Source organism: Bacillus toyonensis BCT-7112, from assembly GCF_000496285.1.
GTDB classification, from domain to species: domain Bacteria; phylum Bacillota; class Bacilli; order Bacillales; family Bacillaceae_G; genus Bacillus_A; species Bacillus_A toyonensis.
Genome location: NC_022781.1, coordinates 530,203 through 546,336 on the forward strand (window position 1 = coordinate 530,203; position 16,134 = coordinate 546,336).

19 protein-coding genes are annotated in these 16,134 nt (G+C 33.7%); 9 read left to right on the forward strand and 10 right to left on the reverse strand.

The genetic code is table 11. The features are described 5' to 3' along the window. Nucleotides 1–231: 231 nt before the first annotated feature. A complete protein-coding gene (gene ybaK, locus BTOYO_RS02705; RefSeq protein ID WP_000710868.1) occupies nucleotides 232–708 on the reverse strand; it encodes a Cys-tRNA(Pro) deacylase in 477 nt (158 codons plus the stop codon). A gap of 345 nt (nucleotides 709–1,053) precedes the next feature. Between ybaK and BTOYO_RS02710 the strand changes: the two genes are divergently transcribed. The 3 genes from BTOYO_RS02710 to BTOYO_RS02720 all read left to right on the forward strand — a co-directional run bounded on the left by BTOYO_RS02710 (nucleotide 1,054) and on the right by BTOYO_RS02720 (nucleotide 3,744). Beyond that, nucleotides 1,054–2,331, forward strand: coding sequence for a histidine--tRNA ligase (locus tag BTOYO_RS02710; protein ID WP_000425321.1), 1,278 nt, complete (start codon nucleotides 1,054–1,056; stop codon nucleotides 2,329–2,331). A gap of 161 nt (nucleotides 2,332–2,492) precedes the next feature. Next, nucleotides 2,493–2,804 carry a hypothetical protein gene (locus BTOYO_RS02715; RefSeq protein WP_000860715.1) on the forward strand — a complete coding sequence of 104 codons (312 nt, stop codon included), beginning with the start codon at nucleotides 2,493–2,495 and terminating at the stop codon, nucleotides 2,802–2,804. A gap of 346 nt (nucleotides 2,805–3,150) precedes the next feature. Then, nucleotides 3,151–3,744: a hypothetical protein gene (locus BTOYO_RS02720; RefSeq protein WP_000914493.1), complete on the forward strand. Its 594-nt coding sequence runs from the start codon at nucleotides 3,151–3,153 to the stop codon at nucleotides 3,742–3,744. Between the two features lie 244 nt (nucleotides 3,745–3,988). Here the strand turns inward: BTOYO_RS02720 and BTOYO_RS02725 are convergent, their stop codons facing one another. Further along, nucleotides 3,989–4,369, reverse strand: coding sequence for a winged helix-turn-helix transcriptional regulator (locus BTOYO_RS02725; protein WP_000340657.1), 381 nt, complete (start codon nucleotides 4,367–4,369; stop codon nucleotides 3,989–3,991). A 110-nt stretch (nucleotides 4,370–4,479) separates the two neighbouring features. On the opposite strand from BTOYO_RS02725, the gene BTOYO_RS02730 reads away from it, so the two are divergent. Both BTOYO_RS02730 and BTOYO_RS02735 read left to right on the forward strand, forming a co-directional pair. After that, nucleotides 4,480–5,178, forward strand: coding sequence for an NAD(P)H-dependent oxidoreductase (locus BTOYO_RS02730; RefSeq protein ID WP_002039128.1), 699 nt, complete (start codon nucleotides 4,480–4,482; stop codon nucleotides 5,176–5,178). Nucleotides 5,179–5,335: 157 nt separating this feature from the next. After that, nucleotides 5,336–5,620: a DUF1292 domain-containing protein gene (locus BTOYO_RS02735; protein ID WP_002039126.1), complete on the forward strand. Its 285-nt coding sequence runs from the start codon at nucleotides 5,336–5,338 to the stop codon at nucleotides 5,618–5,620. A gap of 72 nt (nucleotides 5,621–5,692) precedes the next feature. Here the strand turns inward: BTOYO_RS02735 and BTOYO_RS02740 are convergent, their stop codons facing one another. After that, nucleotides 5,693–6,745, reverse strand: coding sequence for a pyruvate kinase (locus BTOYO_RS02740; protein ID WP_000151137.1), 1,053 nt, complete (start codon nucleotides 6,743–6,745; stop codon nucleotides 5,693–5,695). Between the two features lie 507 nt (nucleotides 6,746–7,252). On the opposite strand from BTOYO_RS02740, the gene BTOYO_RS02750 reads away from it, so the two are divergent. Together BTOYO_RS02750 and BTOYO_RS02755 are read left to right on the forward strand one after the other, a co-directional pair. Beyond that, nucleotides 7,253–7,729 (forward strand): hypothetical protein, encoded by a 477-nt coding sequence (locus BTOYO_RS02750; protein WP_001056344.1) that lies wholly within the window; start codon nucleotides 7,253–7,255, stop codon nucleotides 7,727–7,729. A 71-nt stretch (nucleotides 7,730–7,800) separates the two neighbouring features. Beyond that, on the forward strand, nucleotides 7,801–8,736 hold the full coding sequence (locus BTOYO_RS02755; protein ID WP_000790517.1) for a hypothetical protein: 936 nt from the start codon (nucleotides 7,801–7,803) through the stop codon (nucleotides 8,734–8,736). A 67-nt stretch (nucleotides 8,737–8,803) separates the two neighbouring features. On the opposite strand, the gene BTOYO_RS02760 is transcribed toward BTOYO_RS02755, so the two are convergent. The 5 genes from BTOYO_RS02760 to BTOYO_RS02780 form a co-directional block, all read right to left on the reverse strand. Continuing rightward, entirely contained in the window at nucleotides 8,804–9,505 is a 702-nt protein-coding gene (locus tag BTOYO_RS02760) for a hypothetical protein (protein WP_000782530.1), read from the reverse strand. Between the two features lie 337 nt (nucleotides 9,506–9,842). Continuing rightward, nucleotides 9,843–10,601, reverse strand: a complete 759-nt coding sequence (locus tag BTOYO_RS02765; protein WP_000716977.1) for an SDR family oxidoreductase — start codon at nucleotides 10,599–10,601, stop codon at nucleotides 9,843–9,845. 56 nt (nucleotides 10,602–10,657) lie between these two features. After that, nucleotides 10,658–12,316, reverse strand: coding sequence for a putative ABC transporter permease subunit (locus tag BTOYO_RS02770; protein WP_000036866.1), 1,659 nt, complete (start codon nucleotides 12,314–12,316; stop codon nucleotides 10,658–10,660). Continuing rightward, nucleotides 12,309–13,034 carry an ABC transporter ATP-binding protein gene (locus tag BTOYO_RS02775; RefSeq protein WP_000570205.1) on the reverse strand — a complete coding sequence of 242 codons (726 nt, stop codon included), beginning with the start codon at nucleotides 13,032–13,034 and terminating at the stop codon, nucleotides 12,309–12,311. Before BTOYO_RS02775 ends, BTOYO_RS02770 begins: the two co-directional genes overlap by 8 nt. Nucleotides 13,035–13,122: 88 nt before the next feature. Next, the gene (locus BTOYO_RS02780; protein WP_000958861.1) at nucleotides 13,123–13,317 is read right to left on the reverse strand and encodes a hypothetical protein; all 195 of its coding nucleotides are present in this window, start codon (nucleotides 13,315–13,317) and stop codon (nucleotides 13,123–13,125) included. A gap of 180 nt (nucleotides 13,318–13,497) precedes the next feature. Between BTOYO_RS02780 and BTOYO_RS02785 the strand changes: the two genes are divergently transcribed. Together BTOYO_RS02785 and BTOYO_RS02790 are read left to right on the forward strand one after the other, a co-directional pair. Further along, nucleotides 13,498–13,857: a DUF3796 domain-containing protein gene (locus BTOYO_RS02785; RefSeq protein WP_000859203.1), complete on the forward strand. Its 360-nt coding sequence runs from the start codon at nucleotides 13,498–13,500 to the stop codon at nucleotides 13,855–13,857. Then, nucleotides 13,845–14,045, forward strand: a complete 201-nt coding sequence (locus BTOYO_RS02790; RefSeq protein ID WP_000896289.1) for a helix-turn-helix transcriptional regulator — start codon at nucleotides 13,845–13,847, stop codon at nucleotides 14,043–14,045. Before BTOYO_RS02785 ends, BTOYO_RS02790 begins: the two co-directional genes overlap by 13 nt. 79 nt (nucleotides 14,046–14,124) lie before the next feature. Here BTOYO_RS02790 and BTOYO_RS02795 read toward each other — a convergent pair whose 3' ends face one another. Further along, on the reverse strand, nucleotides 14,125–15,087 hold the full coding sequence (locus tag BTOYO_RS02795) for a tubby C-terminal domain-like protein (RefSeq protein ID WP_000955128.1): 963 nt from the start codon (nucleotides 15,085–15,087) through the stop codon (nucleotides 14,125–14,127). Nucleotides 15,088–15,415: 328 nt separating this feature from the next. Then, the gene (locus BTOYO_RS02800; protein WP_000876835.1) at nucleotides 15,416–16,126 is read right to left on the reverse strand and encodes a YjjG family noncanonical pyrimidine nucleotidase; all 711 of its coding nucleotides are present in this window, start codon (nucleotides 16,124–16,126) and stop codon (nucleotides 15,416–15,418) included. Nucleotides 16,127–16,134 lie beyond the last annotated feature (8 nt).

The following is a 16,134-nucleotide window of genomic DNA, read 5'->3' on the forward strand; positions in this document are numbered from 1 at the left end:
AACAAACTATTAGTGTAGACGCAATATAAATATGAACATTATTTTATTTCACCCTAAAAATGTTCGCCTTTAAAATGTTTTATACTGAAAAAATCTTTTTTTTGATGTTTTATACCACGAAAAACATAATCCGTATACTTAATTAGATTATCCTACAACAACCGTTAAGAAACATCTATCTAAAATAAAAAGAAGTTCCATAATATTTAGAACTTCTTCCCCTATGTATATTTACTTCGTTATCTCACCAAACTGCGCTCTCGTTACTTTCGCCAAATCTTCCACTTTCAGCTCAATTTGTATACCAATTTTTCCGCCACTTACAATGATCGTTTCAAGTAATCGGGCGCTTTCATCGATACATGTAGAAAATAACTTCTTCATTCCGACTGGTGAACAACCACCGCGAATGTATCCTGACACTTTCGTAATATCTTTTACTGGAATCATTTCAATTTTCTTTTCACCAACTGCTTTTGCCGCTGCTTTTAAATTCAGTTCCTCATCTACCGGAATGATAAACACATGATAATTTTTACTATTCCCTTGAGCGACTAACGTTTTATATACTTCTCTCACTTCTCGTCCAATTTTCTCGGCTACTGACACGCCATCAATTTTCCCATCGTCTGGATCATATGACATCATCGAATATTCAATTTTTTCTTTATCTAATATTCGCATCGCATTCGTTTTATCTTTTTTCATGTGCTTCTCCTTAAAAGGTTATTTCATATTATTAAGTTTTCTTTTATTATACACCCTTTTCCATTTCTCCTACATAACTTCACGCATTTTTCAAAACTGAAAATATTGATATTTCAAAAATCATCTGATATAATTTGGAAAAACTTATGTTAAGGAGAGATTTGTAATGCGAAATTTTAATACTTCTTTCCAACTTCATCATCATACGTAACGCCGTGTATCCGAAGAAAATTTTTTCTTCGTGGGTACAGGGCTTTTCCTGTTTACCCACGAAGCGTTCATAAAGCTATGTGGGTATTTTTATACCCGCATAGCTTTTTTTAATTTAAAAAAGGAGTGATTACAGTGGAAATGAAAAATGTAAAAGGAACAAAGGACTATTTACCAGAGGAGCAAGTGCTGCGAAATAAAATTAAAAGAGCGTGTGAAGATACTTTTGAACGTTATGGCTGTAAACCGTTAGAGACACCTACGTTAAATATGTATGAACTTATGTCTTACAAGTATGGCGGTGGTGATGAAATTTTAAAGGAAATATATACACTTCAAGATCAAGGAAAACGTGAGCTTGCTTTACGTTACGATTTAACAATTCCATTCGCAAAAGTCGTGGCGATGAATCCAAATATTCGTCTACCTTTTAAACGGTATGAAATTGGGAAAGTATTTCGAGATGGTCCGATTAAACAAGGGAGATTTCGTGAGTTTATACAATGCGACGTTGATATAGTCGGTGTTGAGTCTGTCATGGCAGAAGCTGAACTTATGAGCATGGCGTTTGAACTGTTCCGAACGTTAAACTTAGAAGTAACGATCCAATATAATAACCGAAAATTATTAAACGGTATTCTTCAGGCGATTAACATCCCTACTGAATTAATGAGTGACGTAATATTATCATTAGACAAAATTGAAAAGATCGGGATTGATGGTGTACGGAAAGATATATTGGGGCGTGGAATTACTGAAGAAATGGCTGATACGATATGTAATACCGTATTATCTTGTCTAAAGCTTACAATTGCTGACTTTAAAGAAGCTTTCAATAATCAACTCGTTACCGATGGAATAAACGAATTACAACAATTACAGCAATATTTAATTGCTCTTGGAATAAACGAGAATGCTATATTCAATCCGTTTTTAGCACGAGGACTCACAATGTACACAGGTACCGTATATGAAATCTTTCTAAAAGATGGCTCGATTACATCTAGCATCGGTAGTGGTGGTCGTTACGATAATATTATCGGAGCATTCCGTGGTGATAATATGAACTATCCAACAGTCGGTATTTCATTCGGTTTAGACGTTATTTATACAGCACTCTCACAAAAAGAAACAAAATCCTCTACAGCGGACTTATTTATTATCCCACTCGGGACAGAATTACAATGCTTGCAAATTGCCCAGCAATTACGATCCACTACTTCATTGAAAATTGAACTTGAACTAGCAGGACGCAAACTAAAACGCGCCCTTAATTATGCCAATAAAGAGAACATCCCTTATGTACTTATTATTGGTGAAGAGGAACTTAGTGCAGAAACCGTTATGCTAAGAAATATGAAAGAAGGTAGTGAGGTGAAAGTTCCTCTTGCTTCTTTAAGTAATTATTTATAATAAAAACCACCCTCGTTTGGGTGGTTTTTCTATTTTATAAATAACCTATAATTAGTTTACATAAAATAATTATAATCCACTCAAAACTACAAATATATAATATCCAATCACCTATTATTTTTGGTAATATATAGATATAGATTGTTTTAGGAGGATTAACTTTGAAAACCTACATCCAAGCACTAAAATGGACTACAGGGATCTATCATCTTTTATTACTTCCTTGTTATTATTTATTTCCAAGTCTTGTTAACCTATATGGGATACCTTTACTACTATTGATTGTTTTACATATCACTACTTTTTTATTAGCTAAAAAAGAAGGCATGAATACGTATCCTCATTATATCGGTATTATCGTTACTCTAGTTGCCTTCTTTCCTTATATAGCAATCGTTCTACATATTATAGCAGCAATCTTCCTTTTATTAAACGCTACTTCCACTACTAAAAATGAAGTTTTTAACTCATAGTAGGATAAATCGAAATTTTTATTACCGATGGTGTTGTCTATATTAGCACACACCAAAGTCTTTTTCACAAGTAGCACGCCTCCCGCTAACTCTTTTGCTTCAGTAAAGTTTTGAGGTGAATCGGCAAAGAGCAAAATCAGTAGCACACTCTAGCCTTATTGCTAATATCCAAAAAGGATTTACTTTTTAAGTAGATCCTTTTTTAATAGAAAAGCGAATTCCTTACTTTGGATTAATGAAAGAATATTCCAATTTATTTTTATAAAATTCTAAATATTTACAATAAACTCAAACTAACATACATTTTAGTTACACAAAAAAATCTAAGTTTAAAGGAGATGAATTCATGCTTAAAAAGTTGGTAGTAGGTGCAATGTTAGCTGCTTCATCATTAACTGTCGGATTGGGATCAGTATTAGCTAGTACCGAAAAGGATTATACGATTGCCTCTTTCGAATATGTAACTGTGGATGAAAAGGCTGTAGATTCGTTTCACAAATTGGGTGCTCCATCAAAGGAAGACGTAAAAATAACTTTAGTTCTACCGAAACAAAATCAAAATGGAGACTGGTTATCTTATGGATTTTCGAACAAAGAAAGTTTAGAGTCTTTTATTGAAAAAGATAAACAAAGGTTGAATCATACAATCACTCCCCTTGGTGTTGGAGGGAGCGGACCTGGTAGTACAGACTTCTATAAACGTACAGGTAGCGAGTATTTTTCTCTAAGTAGCGGTTATAAAAACTTGTCTCCTAGTTGGCAAAATCAAATTGTTTCTGTACGTACAGCAGCTCCTACTGCTAGCTATTCAACAACGCTATGGGAACGTACTTCAACTGAAGGATATGGAAAAGGTGTTGTTTTTAGACATGCTGATTGGTATGGTAAAACTGCAAACTTGAGTGACTTTTTAACTTCAGCAGTTGAAGTTAAAAAGTAAAAAACATAGAAATAAAGTGAAACTTTAATCAGTGGGGGGTTTGTTGATCCCCCACTGATTATTAGCCTTCACCAATCGGGCTTTTACGGGCAGCCCGATCCCCACCTAACTTCTTTGCTTCCACTGAATTTTGAGGTGGGGGTCTTACTGCCCGTTAATGCGGGATAAAAGGTGTTTCCACATATGGAAACACCTTTTATTTCTACAACTATTTCACATATCTCTCCTATATCCATTTCAACTCTTAACTTTTATTTTGTGTATTTCTACTTTCCAAAACTTTCTCCATATTATGAGTTGCCCATTCCATCATTAATAGAATCATTGGACGAAGTGATTCACCAAGCTCAGTTAACGAATATTCTACTTTTGGAGGTACTTCGCGGTACACTTCGCGATGTATGATACCATCTGCTTCAAGTTCTCTAAGCTGCAGTGTTAACATTCTTTGTGTGATATTAGGTTTTAATCTTTTTAATTCATTAAACCTCTTTGTACCATCTAATAAATGATACAAAATAACCCCTTTCCATTTCCCTCCAATGACCTCAACCATCGCTTCCACTGGACAAGAATATTTATTTAAAAATGGGTAATTTATATTATTTTCGTTTGAACAATCCATAATAAATCCCTTCCCTTAACATTAGTATCTTTTTTGATACTATACCACATAAATGTGCGTACTTGTTTCTATGTTACTTTAAAAATATAATTTGGTTACAAAATAAATTAATGAAAAGAGGAACTTTTATGACAAATATAAAAGAAATTACAAAAGAAAAAATTATGGAGGCTTTTCATTTCAGACATGCATGTAAAGCGTTCGATCCTATGCAAAAAATTTCAGAAGAGGATTTTAATTTCATTTTAGAAACAGCCAGATTATCTCCTTCTTCTTTTGGATATGAACCTTGGAAATTTGTTATCGTACAAAATAAAGAAGTAAGAGAAAAACTACAACCATATTCATGGGGTGCTGGTGGGCAACTTGCAACAGCTAGTCACTTTGTTATTGTTCTTTCAAGAAACATTAAAGATATGCATTATGATGCAGATTATATTAAATATATGATGAACGATATTATTGGATTGCCTGAAGACACTCAAAAAATTAGATATGAATTCTTCAAAAAGTTCCAGGAATCAGATTTTAACTTATTACAATCCGACCGTGCTGTATTTGATTGGGCATCAAAACAATCTTATATCGCTTTAGGTAATATGATGACGAGTGCAGCTCAAATTGGTATTGACTCTTGTCCAATAGAAGGATTTGATAAAGAGAAAGTAGATTCTTTACTTCGTCAAGAAGGCATTGTAAAAGACGATAATTTTGAAGTATCTGTTATGGTTGCCTTTGGTTACCGTAAAGAAGAGCCAAAGCGTGATAAAACAAGACAGACTACGGATATAATTGTTGAATGGATTTAGTAACATAGCACGCAAAAAATAATGCTCCTTATAGCTGTATACTCATACTAAAGAAGAATCAGTTGTTTTCTTACGTATGAATTTGTTTTTTCATGGAAAGATATGTTAGTATGTATACAGTTTGAGTGCTCTATTTTTAGAGTCGAACAGGAGGAGAATGAATATGTCTGATATTGAAGTTGGCGAAGTGTTTACTCTTAGTGATGAGAATAATGAGGATCAGGAAGTAGAAGTACTTGGAGCGATGGATGTCGAAGGTGCAGAATATATTGCAGTTGCCTTCGTAGAAGACATTCAAACAGAAACTGAGGAAGACATTGATATCTTCTTTTTAAAAGTAGAAGAAGATAATGAGTTTTCATACATCGAAAATGACGAAGAGTTTGACAAAGTATCGGCTGCTTTTGATAAGATTTTGGATGAGCAAGAAGAGCAAGAGTAATATTCGTTAAAAACTCGAGGGGGATGCATATCCGCCCTCTTTTTTTATTCATCACTTACCAAGCTACATGTATTAAAGAGACTTATGCAGCCATTCCAGTACATCTTTCATCGCAAAAGGACCATCTTTTTTAACTTGCTCCGCAAATTCCGAAACGAGACGTAGTGTTCTCACACTTTCGATTGGATGCTCTCCTGATGCACTTTCAGCAGAAAGCATCACTGCATTCGTCCCGTCTAGTACAGCTTGAAAAACATCGGTGACCTCTGCCCTTGTAGGAATAGAATGATCTACCATAGATTGAAGCATTTGTGTTGCTGTAATAACATATATATTCGTTCGATTACATTCACGAATCATCATTTTTTGTAAAAGCGGAATAATTTGATACGGCAATTCCACTCCTAAATCCCCCCTTGCAATCATAATTCCATCTGCTTCTTTACATATATCTTGAAAATTCTCGATTGCTTCCATCGTTTCTATTTTTGCAATTAAACTTGGGGACGTTTCTTTATGCTCTTGTATAAAATTTCGTATTTCCTTTATATGACTAGGTTTTCGTACGAAAGAACACGCAATAAAATTAACATCCTCTTCTAAAAGAAATTGAATGTCTTTTTTATCTTTCTCTGTAATAGCCGGTAAACTAACTGTCGCACCTGGTAAATTCACCCCCTTATGAGATGAGATATTACCACCTGTTTTGATCTTTGTTTCTATTTTTTCCTTACTTACCTTTTCAACAATTAATTCAACCTCTCCATCATTAATCAAAATTCTACTGTCTACTTTCACATCATTCGCAATACCTACATAATCCACACTTGCTTCTGTATTACTCCCTATGACTGGTTGCGTATGTAAAAGAAAAGAATCCCCGGCCTTAAGTGTAATTTGATCTTCCTTCATTTCACCTAATCTTATTTTAGGACCTTGCACATCACCTAAAATTTTAATAGAATCATCTAAAGATTTCACTAAACGAATGATGTCTTTATGACTTTCATGCGTGCCATGTGATAAATTTAGCCGAACAATTTTCATACCATTCTTTATTAACTGCACTAACGTTTCTTTATTATTACTTGCTGGTCCTATTGTACATACTCGATCAATTGTCATTCTTGCCACCATCCTTTTTCAGATAGGTTTCCCACAAAAATTTAAAAATAACATAGGGAATACAATAACAGCTTTAAACTTTACAAACGAAGTAATCCTACATACAAACGTAGAATTGCTTCGTACATGATTGATTTATACCGTGTTTCGTTTTTACCGTTAATACTCTCCTTTACTATCTTTTCTTTTTCCGCCGCTACAATTAATGAATACATAATCCGATTGTTTTGTATTACATTCTTCTAACTCTCTTTCATTACCACCCTACTTTTCATTCATGTGCTCTTCTATAAGTGTAAATCTACATTTACATGAATTTCATATTGGTAACCCTATTTCCATGTTCGCTAAGCAGTTAAAGCTATATTCAAATTATTAAAATGAAGATATGTTAAATCAAAAGTAAAAGAAAAGTTAAGTATCGGATAGGTTGTTGAGAGTTTCGAATTTTTCGTATATTGTATGAGTTGAGTTCGAACTCAAAAATTAAAAAAGGTGGGAAAATTAGTGAATATGAAAAAATCTTTAGCGGTGACAACTTTAGGGTTAGCGGTTTTAGGTTTTGGTTTTACTAATAACGCAAGTGCCTCAGAGGTGGGTGCTACAGACAAGCAGCCTGTTTTAGTTGACTTTGATACAATTCAATCAGCAAAAACATCCAATGTTTCTAGTTTGACTGTTGCAGCTACACCTAAGAATGATTCTAACATTAGCGTCTATACTCCCTTTTTTGGTAACCCATATGCAGTTGCTAAATCGAAATCAACTACGACCGAAGACTATATTTATGCAAAAGCAAGGACTTTCAATGGCGATGGCTCATTAGTGAATACGAAAAGTAATAATGCAAAAAAATCATCTTATGTAAGTGCTACAGCGACCAACACAAGCGTTTATTATGGAGATGATTACGCTATTGGTAATCATACCTATAAATTAAATGGTTATAATGATGTGAATCACGAAACAAAAGCTTCCTGGTAAGAAAGAGAAAAAAGATATGCATCTTGCATATCTTTTTTCTCTTATATTTTAAATATATTGAGGTGTTATTTATGAAAAATATATATATCATTATCGGTTTTTTACTTATTTCTTTCTTTACAATGTATGTTTTGTTCCATGCTTCAATTATACAACCTTATACACCTTCCAAAGAAAATAAGAGAGAGAAACAAACCAATACTATTTCATACGGCTTGAAGGATAATCAAGGCCAACATATTAACAACGGTAGTGAAATTACTAGTGAGAATAATACAATTAACGTATCGTTATCCTTTATACATAATATTGACGAAGACCGAAAGTATGGATTAATTGTTCTAGAAGATTACGTACAAAAACCTTTCAAAATAGAAAATACTGTAAATGAACTATCACACTACTCTTTCGATATGAAACCAAATAGTTCGATTACTACGAAAATCTCTTTACACACTTCTCCTAACGCAAGCGAATTAGCCTTTTTAATTATTAAAAAACCTGAATATAAGTTAAAAGATAATGACTTACATAAAGCGTCTATACTAGAAGAGATTTTAAGTATGCGATATTCAATACATCATCCTCATAAAGAAAGTGAAACATTAAAGTCTACCCCTATACAGCCAAATACTATTTTAAAAGATGGTCTTTATGAGCCATTATTTGTTACGAGCAATGAAGAGAAATTACAAACGGTATTTTCTGAAAAGGAAGGTGAAACATTAACTCTATCGAACGGAAATGAAACAAAAGATGAAATACCTTATGCAATCGTGGCCTTTAAAGATTGGGAACAAGTTGAATTATTCCATAATAAAAACGTCGCTTATACTACAGTGGCACCAGAAACGAGACAAACTTTTACTTTCACACTACCTACAGTGGAACAGGAAAGTAATTTTCAACTAGTCGCATTCCCATTTCCTTATAAAGTTAGTGAAGATCATTATGTCAGTCAACAAGCATACGGTTCATTTCGTATCGTAATTGAAAATAAAAAATAAATATGTTCCCACTTTATACAATTACAACAACGTAAAAAGCCTACTCACACAAGTAGGCTTTTTCATACTACGATAACTTCGTCAATAACTGATTTAAATCTTTTTTCGTTTTCGACGTTAACGACTTCATTTTCGTAATATCGATCTTTTCTTTTTCCGCGCCTACAATTAACGGATACATACTTTGACCGATTGTTTTAGAATCCGTCGGATGTGATGCTTCTAACTCTTTTTCAATGACATCCCACTTCTCATTAATTTGTTTTCCAAGTTTATTCACTGTTTCTAATTTAGGGTTAGCAGCTAATTGCTTGTCTAAGCTTTCAATTAATGTAACGACTTCTTTTACGTTCGTTTTCACAGCAACACTTTTCTTCGGATCTTTAGTAGTCTTTCCACTTGTCGTTTGGTCTGTCGTTTTCCCGCTAGTAGTTTGATCGGTTGCTTTGCCACTTGTAGTTTGCTCATTCGTTTTTCCTGTCGTTTCTTTTTCTTTTGTCGTTTTGCCGTTATTTTCTGTTCCAGATGATTCTTTTGTATTTTTTGCATCCTTATCTGTTTTTTCATTTGAAGAAGTATTTGTTTCTTTTTCAGTATCTTTCGTTGTTTTTGACGCTTCATCTGTACTTGTCGTTTTTGTTTCTCCTTCATTTTGTGCTGTTACTTGCTCTTTCTTTTCTGCCTCTTTATCTGCTGATGGACTACAAGCTGCCATAGTAAGCATTGTACCAATTGTTATCGATGCGATAGCGACCTTTTTCATTTTCATATAAATCCCCCTATGTTTACTTAATTTATCCTCCCCTTTACGATTCTATTTCCCCTTAAAAAATCCCTTTTCATACGAATCACCATCTTTCCGACAGTAATCTTCATAATAATACGTACAAAAACTGATAAACCGATTTGAATATTCGAGTTTCTTCTACTTCATTTTTCCTCTCTGCTGTAAAAGAAAAAGAGTATATTGTCACATCAAGAATTACTATCCTCATATGACAATATACTCTCCTATCAAATTTTTCTCTTTCTTGACATTTTATTTATACAAAAAAATATAAATATCTTAATTTTTTTGTTTCTCAACAATTGTTAACATAATGTTTTTATGAGAAACCACCATTCGAATGAATGACTTGCCCAGTAATCCACTTCGCTTCTTCACTTACTAAAAAAGATATTAGGCGCGCAGCATCCAATGATTCTCCAACTCTACCTTGCGGGAATTTCCATACTAAATAATGTTCTAATTCCTCTGTAATCCACCCCGTATTCGTCGGTCCTGGATCAACGGCATTAACGGTAATCCCCTTCTCCATCGCAACTGGTGCTACTGATTTTGTAAATGCTTCAATTGCTCCTTTCGTTGCCACATATGCTAGTTCATCTGGCATTGGATCTAATGACTGCCCTGAAGTAAGATTAATAATACTTCCACTCTTCTTGTATGCATAATGTTTTATAAATAATGAACTTAATAACATAGTTGCCCGAACATTCACTGTATAATGTTTATCTAACTGTTCTACATTTAATTCCTCAATTCTCGTATGAGTAGCATACGCTGCATTATTAATTAAAATAGATGGATCACCTAATCGTTCTGATACCATATAAAACAAACGATTTGGTGAATAAGACTGTGATAAATTGATTTCTGCCATTTCACATCGAACACCGTAACTTTCAATCTCCTTCTTCAACAAAAAGGGGTCTTGATCATTCATTCCCCATGGCATCGCTTTATCATACTGAGACCAGTATGTGAAAAAAATGTCTATCCCTTTTTGAGCAAGCACCTTGCATACAGCTGCACCAATTCCATTCAGACGAGTTGCCCCTGTTACAATTGCTATTTTCTTCACCTTTTCTCCTCCATCTATGGATAAATCCCCTGCACGAATACAGAGGATCTACCTTCTTAATTAATATTTGACAATATACGTTCTGCACCTAATTTTAAAATTTTAATAAAGATATAATTTACAATCGTAAACATTGCAAATAAAACGATAAACATAACCCAAAGTCCGACTTGAAGGAAGAAGTATAATACACTTACTCCGGCTACAATAATTAAAGCTATTAAAATATTAGCTAAAAAATTCCACAAAGTTGTATATCGACTTTTAAATAATTTCTGCTCTGTATCCCAATGAATATCTGCAGTTTGTGCGTCCCAGCGTGTTCCAATTAAATTAATTAATAACAACCCGTTCGCACTTAGTAAAAACCACAGTATCATGAAGACTGGAGAAATTCCAGCTACAACTGCCATCGTAATACCAAATACTGCTAAAATAATCACATTAATTAACCAAGCAGTGATCGCTTTCGCAAAAAAGATATCCGAAGCTTTTACTGGTAAATATCGATTCACAAACCATGAGCTTCCATCACGTGAAAATGACGTCGTTGCAATGACGTTACTACCCATCAAAAATAACGATGCACAAAGACCAACACCGATTGCAAACCCCGTTGTCTCTGGATTGTTAATATACTCTGTAATAAACTTTAAATTCCCATCTTGTACAAATAAAATAAAGAACAACATAATCGGCATAACGAAAGTTTGTACGATACAATTTAAGAAAAATTGTGGTGTACGGAATAACGTTTTAAATTCTTTTTTCACATACGCTTTCAAATGTGAACTTTGTACGGTTGATTTCTGTAAACCTTCTGCTGAAATGACCTCTTTTTTTGCTGTACTCGTTGAAAGTCCAATAACCCCTTTTAAATATGTACGCTCTGCAATGTAATAAAACAACACAAAGAAGACAAATGAAATAAGGGCAAAGATCATTACATATAAAGGTCCCTTCCAATTTGCACTTTCTACTAATGCCACTGCTCCAAAATATGTAGTTGGAAAATAATTTGTCATTTGTACTATAAGAGAAGATTGATTATTTACAAGATATTCCGCAGCCCCGTCTCCAGAAAACGCACTTTTATTTCTCCACTGCATAAATACGTTAATTCCTACAATAAATAGTATACTTACGATTCCAATAAATATATTTCCTCGATCTTTATTTTTTGCTATATTTGTATACCTCATGATTACTGTCATCAGTAACGAAGCTAATACTAACGGCACGATCGGGAAAAGTAAGTAAATAAAAATCATATATATGTAATATGTAATAAACGCGCCACTTTTTAAACCGTACGTAATGAAGATGGGTAATAAAATGAATGAACTCATTACGTATTGTGTAATTAATACCGTTAAAAATTTTGCCGAAATAATTTGCGCTGGTTTTAATGGTAACGGCAATAACATTTCAATATCATTGCTGTAGTAAAATACAGTTAAAATGTTCGTAATACTCATTAAAAATACCCATATACTCGCAATCGCAAGTCCCATTGCGATAATCATTCCTGGGTCTTGCCCTAATTGTTTCATACCTTCATACATTCCATGCGTCATCGAACCAAATATTAAAAAACCAACAAATAAAATAGCTGCAAATGAAAATACATATGCCCATCGCTTCTTCTTATCTGTTATGAAATCTGCATAATTTAATTTCAATAATACTTTCGTTAACGTCCAAATTTTACTCATTGCCCGTCATCTCCAAGAACATTTTTTCAAGTGATTCATTGGATTTAAAATGATCTCTCATTTCATTTAAATTTCCTTTAAACTGCAAATTCCCCTTATTAATAATAGCAACCCGGTCACATATTTTTTCCGCTACTTCTAATACGTGTGTAGAGAAAAATACAATCTTTCCTTTATCCGCATGCTCTCTCATCATTTCTTTTAAAATATAGGCAGATTTCGGATCAAGCCCTGTTAACGGTTCATCTAAAATCCATACATCTGGCTCATGCACGAGCACACCAATAATAACAATCTTTTGTCTCATACCGTGTGAATAACTTTGAATTTGATCAGATAAAGCATTATAAAGGTCAAATTTCTTCGCTAAAGACTCTATTCGTTCTTGGCGCACTTCTTTCGGCACTTCATACATATCTGCCATAAAGTTTAAATATTCAATTCCCTTTAATCGTAAAAACATATCTGGGCTATCAGGAACATAACCAAACGTCTTCTTCGCTTCCATCGGCTCTTCCATAATATTTTTGCCGTTAATCGTAATAGTCCCTTTGTCCACCCCATGAATACCAGTAATCATCTTAATTGTCGTTGATTTACCAGCACCATTCGGTCCTAAAAAACCAAAGATTTCTCCGCTAGGCACAGATAAACTTAAATCTTTTACTGCATAGGTAGACCCATTATAACTTTTTGACACATTCGTAATTTCAATCATTCCATCCAATCCTTTCCTTAATTACCAAATAACTATATTGATATTATAGCATACTTCTATTTTGAGATTTTTACATTTTTCAGTTTATTTAACCTTTAAAATAAATGTACACCCCTAATCCAACAATTAAAACGACGGCTAATATAATATAAATCATCGTAAGACGTTTAATATTTCCTTTTGTCGCTTTACTATAATTCGCATCACCATTTCTCCCAATTAACACCGTCGCAATTACAGTAATCACTACAAGTAATACAACAATCATGATCCAAGTTAGCATTCCTTCCTCCCCTTCCTTACAATCATTTTACAATATTATCCTCTTTATTTCGCAGTATATTTCCTCTTTTTACTATTATTATGAAAAGAATTGGAAAACTATTATTACCATACATTTCTATACGTGATATATTTATAACATAATGTGATTTATTTCTAACATGATAAGGAGGATATATTTATGAAAACAACTTGGATTAAATATTTAGGATTTCTCGGTTTCTTCGGTTTTCTCGGATTTTTTTATGAAAAAGGATTTTTTACTATGTTCTGTTTCTTCTCCTTCTTCACATCGTATAGAACGGTTCAACACGATGAACTGTTTGAACAAATTGTCAATAAATCGTGCCGCAATGCATTTATCGTTACATTACTAACTACCGCTATCATTCTGTTTATTGAAATGTTATTTCCAAACCCTACTTTACAAGAGATTGATATTGCTGTTATTTTCGCTACACTTATTCTTACGTTCGGTTTCTCTATGTTCTTTTACGATAAACCAGTTGATGAAATGGAAGATGTACCATGGCGTTCGTAACGAAAATAAAAGAATACCGCGCCAAGCTACATATGACACAAGAAGATTTAGCAAAGAGCGTTGGTGTACGCCGTGAAACAATTAGCCATCTTGAAAAAGGAAAGTACAATCCTTCCTTACAACTTGCTCACGATATAGCGAGAGCACTTCATAGTAAGATTGATGAGATTTTTATTTTTGAGGATTGATTAAAGGCATCCTGTCACCATAATCACATAAAAAAATACCATCATTCTTTCCAAAAAGAATGACGGTATTTCTCATTGATTATCCATATAAAACTGCATGAAATACGCCTAACAGTAAGTATTGATCCTCTATATAATCATCATCATACACATTCATCTCGATGTAATACATATCTTCCTCAAGACGAATATTCCAATCTGCGATTACATAGCCCTTTCGTAATAACTTTCCAAGCCCAATTGAAGTTTTGTGAACAACATATTCTTCTCTCTTATATGTAAAGGTAAATAAGAAATTTGCGTCTAATAACTTTCCGTCACATACAAGTATTTCATGCTCTGCATCATTATTATCTTTGTACGTTACTAAAATCTTTCTTTGGCGCTGCCTACTTACATCCTTTGCAATGACGCGAATATTATCCTTACTATCCTTTATTTCATAAATGATATTACTACCGATTTTTGGAATGAAGTCTAGTACTCTCATCAACGTATTTTTATAGTAGCCCCGTACTACGCCTACTTGTTTGCTTTCATTATAAACTTCTATTGATATTGTATCCGCTTTACTATCACACGGTCGTTTGTAAGAAAGCTGCATCATTCGCTCTCCTCTTAAGTACTGATCAAACGTCACAGGATATTCTATCGCACGCAGTTCCTTATTTAGCTCATATAAACAACGCCCAACGCTCTCTATTAATGCTGTAGTAGATATACGTTCCTGAAGTTCAAATTGTTGCCAACTGGAATAAATTCTCCACTGATTTTCCTCTTCATAGGAAAAACCAAGAATTATCTCATCACGGTCAGCCGTTTCATAATTCATATGTACGTTCTGCCCGTATTGAACTTGTTCCATCCACTGTCCTAAATAAATGCCGAGCTCTGCAACCTTCATGCATGACTTTTGAAAAAGTACTCTTTCACTCGCGCAAATCGTTACATCTCCTTCGATAAAGCCCTTTGAATAAGCATCATACCGTGACTCATCCTTCTGCGGGAGACTTTTGTCTAACTCAAATAAAAACGTTAACATCCTTTATTCACCTCTAGTTGTTACACTAATCATACATGACATCGCATTACTCTGAGAAACTATTTATATACGTATATTTAATTCACGCATTATAACACGTGAATGACCTTGTATAGTAGCGCTATTTTTTATTCTATATCTTAGTATATGAACTTATATGAGCGATTTTTCTAATATATCTATCGTAACTTACAATATATCAACGATTTTTTCAATATATCTATCGCAACTTACAATATATCAACGATTTTTCTAATATATCTATCACAACTTACAATATATCAACGATTTTTTCAATATATCGATTTTTCGACAAATATCAGCACAATTAAAATGAAGCTACCTTTTCTTCCGCCACTTCCCCAATTTCTAAAATTTGTAGCAGACTCTCCACTTCATAAGTCGGCTTAACACCCGTCATATTTTCTTTCAAACTCGGATTATACCAACACGTATCAATGCCGTAATCTTCTCCGCCTTTCATATCAGAAGTTAGCGAATCTCCAACCATTAGTACACTTGATTTATCCGTAATCCCAAACTTTTCAAACGCATAATCAAAAATCTCACGTGCTGGTTTTTGATGCCCCACTTCTTCAGAAATAATAATATGTTCAAAGAAGTTACGTAAAGGCGAATTTCCAATTCTCGATTGTTGCACCTTCGTATATCCATTCGTAATAATACCTAGCTTGCAATCTTGTAGATTTTCACATAATTGCACTGCACCTTCAATAAGATGTATTTCTTTCCCTAAGTTTTCAAGGTATACATCACTAAATTGCTGCGCATCTACTTCTATATGATGAAGTGCAAATAATTGTCTAAATCGATCTACCGCTAATTCACTTAGCGTAATCATTTTATTCTCTAAATCTCTCCATAACCCATTACTAATCTCTTTATAACTTGCAAGATAATCATTATACCCTGTAGGCATGCCGAACTGTACAAACGCGTTATGTAATGCGTTTCTTTCCGTTTCAGGGAAATCTAATAATGTATCGTCTACGTCGAATAATATAACGTTGTATTTCATGATGTTCT